Here is a 5,383-nt window from a genome sequence, read left to right on the forward strand (position 1 = left end):
GCGCCGCCGAGAGCGGCACCGCGAAGATGTGCTCGAGCGCCGTACGCTTGGCCGCCCACACGGCATCGCGGTCGATGCGATCGGGATCGGTGTCGCCGGCCGCGACCGGCGCGCGAGCGGCCTCGACGGCGGCGCGACCGGCGGCATCCAGGTACGCGCTCTCGCGGATGTCCTCGGGGCGCACGTACAGCGGGGCGAGGAAGCGGCGGGTCGCCGGAAGGTACGGCGACGGCTCGATGGGGCTCGTGACCTCGGCGGCATGGATGGGGTTGATCAGCAGGAAGTCGGCCCCGCGGTCGCCCGCGATCGCCGCAAGATCGCCGAGGTCGGCGAAATCACCCATGCCCCACGACGCCCGCGAGCGCACCGAGTACAGCTGGGCCATGAGTCCCCAGCCGCGGCGGCGGCCGGGGCGCACCGGTGGCGCCGGCATCCGCTCCGGCGTGACGACGAGAGGGGCGGACGCCGAGCGATCGGCCTCGCCGCCCCCGAACGGCCACTGCCACGCGTGCACCGTGTGCCAGCCGAGCGGCAGGTCGAGCGGCAGCGGCACCTCGAGCCGCCACATCGTCACCCCGTCGACCGTGCGCGCGACGGGGTGCTGGTGGGGGATCGGGAGGTCGCGCCACGACCCGTCCTCCAGGGCGAGCGCGAGGTGCACGTCGTGACCGTTCGCGACGTGCACCGTCAGGGCGCGCGCGCCGGGGCGGGTCACGTGCGACGGCGGCAGCAGGTCGCGCCAGCCGCGGTCTTCGGCGTCGGCGAGGGCGGCGCTGACCGCGGCATCCGTCGACGCGTCGACGTTCATCGCGTGGAGGACCGCGCGGAGGGTGGATGCCGGCACCGTCACCCGGTCACCGAAGAACGACCAGTACGCGGTCGCGATCCCGTGGGCGTCGGCGAGACGGGCGAGGTCGGGGGTCGGCGCGTCTTCGGTCATCTCGGCCCTCCTTCATGCCCATCCTGCCACCGCGTCAGGCCTCGAGCCGCTCCAGCCGCGCGACCAGTCCGGCGCGGCGCGGCGACCGGGCGGGGAGCAGCTCCAGCGCGAGGCGCAGCACCTCGGCATCCTCGGCCCCGTCGTCCGTGTCGGCATACGCGAGCAGGACGTCGACCGAGGCCTCGGTCAGCAGCGCCTCGCGGAGCGCCTGCCGGACCGTGTCGCGGAACTCCTCGACGCCCGGCGACATCGAATCCGGCAGCACGCGGCCGCGATAGGCGGCGAGCGCGACGCGGTGGGCGCCACGCTCGAGCAGGGCGATGACCTGGTGCGCATCGGTGTGCAGCGGCGAGGTGAGCCGGTACGGGCGCGATGCCGGGACCAGCTGCGGCGCGACCGGCTGGAGCGACCGACGCAGGCGGACCATCTCCGGGCGGAGGGTGCCCTCGGCATCCTCGCCGTAGACCAGGTGTCCGAGCCGCTCGGCCGACAGGCCCTGGCGGTGCACGGCCAGCATGAGGAGGATCTCGGCGTGCCGTGCGGACAGCTCCGTGATGGAGCTGCGCTCCGGACCGGTGGCCTCCAGCAGCGCCCGATCCCGGCCGAGCACGCGGAGCATCGGGGTCACGATGCCGTGCGGGGTGGTTCGTGCCGGATGCCGTGGACTCCGGCGCGCGCTCAGGACGGCCGGCGCTTCGGCGCGAGCGCGCAACCGCGCGACCAGCAACTCGCTCTCGACGGCGCGGGCGGTCGCGTCGACGAGCAGTTGCGCCTGCGGGGTGGCGGCTTCGGTGCCGCCGGTCACGTCGATGACGCCCAGGATGCGGCGCGTCTCGGGGTCGTGAACCGGCGCCGCCGTGCACGACCACGGCTGCACGAGCCGGTTGAAGTGCTCCGCGCCGTGGATCTGCACCGAACGCCCGAGCGCGAGCGCAGTTCCGGGGGCTGTGGTGCCGACGGCCTCCTCGGACCAGTTCGCCCCGGCGACGAAACCCATATCGCCGGTGAGGGCGCGGACGCTCCGGTCACCCTCGACCCACAGCAACCGGCCGACGGCGTCGCCGACGGCGACCACGACGCCGGAGTCGTTGCCGGCATCCGGCAGCAGCAGCGCCCGGATCATGTCCATCACCCCGGCCAGCGGGTGGGCGCTGCGGTAGGCCTCGAGCTCCTCGGCGGTGAGCTCGAGCGGCGGTAGCGCCTCGGCACCGACGAGGTTCGCCAGTGCGCGACGCCACGAGTCCTGCACGAGCGTCCGCACGTGCCGCAACCGGGTGTCGTCGGCGTTGCCTCCGACCAGTTCCTCGTGCGCGCGCTCGATGAGCAGACGCGACGTCTCGGGCGAGAGATCGCGGCGCGCTGACCACGACGAGGGCACGACGACTCCGTTCGACGATGACGGGAGTGCGTCAAGTGTAGGCCGCGATCCGTCGCAAAAGCAGGCTGGATCCGACGCAGTAGCCCGCTGCGGGCCGATCGGGGCCGGTTCAGCCTGCCTTTCCTGCAGGTCGGCGCGGCGACGGTGACGTCGTCAGCCCCGCGCAGCCCACCACTCCCGGAGGCGCTGCTCGGCCGCATCGGGCCCGATGACGCCCTCGTCGAGGCGCAGCTCCAGCAGGAACCGGTACGCCTCGCCGACCTCACGGCCGGGACGGATGCCGAGGATCTCCTGGATCCGGTTGCCGTCGAGCTCGGGGCGGATGCTGTCGAGCTCCTCCTGCGCGGCGAGTTCCGCGATGCGGCGCTCGATGTCGTCGTAGGCGCGGCGCAGCCGGCCGGCCTTCTTCGCGTTGCGGGTCGTGACGTCGGCGCGGGTGAGGATGTGCAGCCGTTCCAGCTGGTCGCCCGCGTCGCGGACGTAGCGCCGCACCGCCGAGTCGGTCCACGCGCCTTCGGAGTAGCCGAAGAACCGCAGATGCTGCTCGATGAGCTGGCAGACGGCATCCGTCGTCGCCGAGTCGAATCGCAGCGCCTGCAGGCGCTTGCGCGCCAGGCGCGCGCCCTTGACGTCGTGGTGGTGGAAGCTGACACGGCCGCCGGGCTCGAGCTTGCGGGTCGCGGGCTTGCCGATGTCGTGCAGCAGCGCCGCCAGCCGCAGTGTCACGTCGGGCGCCGCGCCGGGATGGCGCTCGTGCTCCAGCTCGATCGCCTGCCGCAGCACGGTGAGCGAGTGCTCGTACACGTCCTTGTGGTGGTGATGCTCGTCGACCTCGAGCCGCAGCGCGGGGACCTCGGGCAGGAACTCGGCCATGAGCCCCGTGTCGACGAGGATCCGGATGCCCCGGACCGGGTCGTCGGTCGAGAGCAGCTTGACGAGCTCGGCCTGGATGCGCTCGGGGCTCACGATCGCGATCGTCTCCCGCAGTCGTGACATCGCGTTGAGCGTGGCATCGGCGACGTCGAAGCCGAGCTGGCTCGCGAAGCGGGCGGCCCGCAGCATCCGCAGCGGATCGTCGCCGAAGCTGACGTCGGGGTCGCCCGGAGTGCGCAGGATGCCGGCGACGAGATCCTCCACGCCGCCGGAAGGGTCGACGAGCGCGGGCACCGGCAGGCGCAACGCCATCGCCCCCACCGTGAAGTCGCGGCGGGCGAGGTCGTCTTCGAGGCGGTCGCCGAAGGAGACCGTGGGCTTGCGAGTGACGCCGTCGTAGCTGTCGGCGCGGTAGGTCGTGATCTCGACTTGTTCGCTGGTGCCGTCCGGGCCGGAGATCTTTGCGCCGATCGTGCCGAAGGCACGGCCGATGTCCCACGTCGCGGTGGCGTGCGGCTTGACGATCCGCTGGATGTCGTCGGGCCGCGCATTGGTCGTCAGATCGAGGTCGTTGATGGGCCGGCCGAGCAACGCGTCGCGCACGGGACCGCCGACGACGGCCAGCTCGAAGCCGGCCTGCGCGAACGCCGCACCGAGCCTCGCCATGATCGGCGAGGTCGCGAGAGCCCCCAAGCGGTCGAGTCCCTCGGCCATGTTGAGCATGGGTTCCAGCCTACGGGTCGCCGTCGGCGGGCACCCCGATCGACTCACTCGCTCAAGCCCCAGCAAGCCCCGGCAGGTTCAGGAACCCGGTGAAGGTCAGCTCCCGCACGCGCGGCAGCAGGTCGGCGCGGAGAGCCGCGGCATCCACCTCGAGCAGCTCCGCGATCGCAGCGATCAGCGCGCCGACCGTCAGCTCCCCGTCACAGGCGCCGACGAGGGCGGCGAGCGCCGGGTCCACTTCGATCGTGCGCGCGAGGCCGCCGCCCTGTCGCAGTTCGATGACGCTCGGGGCCTCGGCGCCCGGCAGATGATGGCGCGCCTCGGTCACGTCGCCGGCGACCATCAGCCGCGCGGAGGCAAGCGCGGTGTCGTCGAGAGCGGCCAGCGCGTCGAACGTCTCGAGCGCCTGCCGAAGGTGCCGTCCGAGCCCCGCGCCGGTCCCTGCGCCGAGCCCTGCGCCGAGCGGATGGACGATCCGCTCGTACCGCTGCAGGCGCGCGGGCGGCGCATCGGATGCCGGGCGCCGCAGCAGCAGGTACCCGAACCCGATCGCCGAGACCCCGCGCGAGGCGAAGTCGGACAGCCAGGCCTCGACGAGCTCCGCGTAGCCAGCGGTCCCCGGCGCCGTGCCTCCGTCGCGGACCCACAGCTCCGCATACGCGAGCGGATCGAGCCGCTCGCGCTCGATGACCCACGCTTCCATCGGCACCGCCGACGCGGCGATCCAGCCACGCACACGGTCAAGGCCATCGACACCGACGCGGTACTCCCAGTTGCCGAGCAGCTGCGCCGTCCCTCCGGGCGCGAGCACATCGCCGACGCCGACGACGAACGCGGCGACGAGGTCGTCGCCGACGAGCCCGGCGTCGCGGTAGTCGTACGTGGGCACGCCCGCCACGCGCGGCGTGATGACGAACGGCGGATTCGAGACGACCCGGTCGAACAGTTCGCCGGCGACGGGTTCGAACAGATCGCCATGTCGGGTCTCGATCCCGTCGACCCCGTTCAGCAGTGCGTTCAGCCTCGTGAAGGCGAGTGCACGTTCCGACACGTCGGTCGCGACGACGGATGCTGCGGTGCGCCGTGCCCGCAGGGCCTGGATGCCGGAGCCCGTTCCCACGTCGAGCACGCGGCCGGTCGGAGTGTCCAGCTGCAACCCCGCGAGCGTCAGCGATGCCCGGCCCACCCCGAGCACGTGACCGGCGGGAAGGGGTCCGCCCCCCTGTCCACTCAGCGCCGCCTCGTCGAGATCGCTCGCGATCCACCACGGGCCGGACCCGGTCGCGCTCACCCGGTCGCTGCCGCCGGCGCCGGCATCCTCGTCGTCCTGCGGTCGCACGAGCACGAGGGGCCTCACTTTGCCTGCCGCGATCGCGGCCAGGCCCAGCCGAGCGAGTCCTCCCGCCCCCAACCGCGGCAGGGCCGCATCGACGGCGGCCTCATCGACCGGGACGCCCAGGAACAACAGC

General features: G+C 73.1%; 4 protein-coding genes. All 4 read right to left on the minus strand.

The window, feature by feature from the left end; translation table 11 throughout:
* Nucleotides 1-940, minus strand: a 940-nt coding sequence (locus WBP48_RS14280; protein ID WP_424441421.1) for a 4-alpha-glucanotransferase, incomplete at its 3' end; no start/stop codon positions are given.
* A gap of 34 nt (nt 941-974) precedes the next feature.
* The gene (locus tag WBP48_RS14285; RefSeq protein WP_424441422.1) at nt 975-2,318 is read right to left on the minus strand and encodes a GAF domain-containing protein; all 1,344 of its coding nucleotides are present in this window, start codon (nt 2,316-2,318) and stop codon (nt 975-977) included.
* A 153-nt stretch (nt 2,319-2,471) separates the two neighbouring features.
* A complete protein-coding gene (locus WBP48_RS14290; protein ID WP_424441423.1) occupies nt 2,472-3,914 on the minus strand; it encodes a CCA tRNA nucleotidyltransferase in 1,443 nt (480 codons plus the stop codon).
* 52 nt (nt 3,915-3,966) lie between these two features.
* Nucleotides 3,967-5,383 (minus strand): methyltransferase (locus WBP48_RS14295; RefSeq protein ID WP_424441424.1); only part of this gene is annotated, 1,417 nt, incomplete at its 5' end.

The organism is Microbacterium sp. (genome assembly GCF_049661145.1).
In the GTDB taxonomy this organism is placed as follows: Bacteria; Actinomycetota; Actinomycetes; order Actinomycetales; family Microbacteriaceae; genus Microbacterium.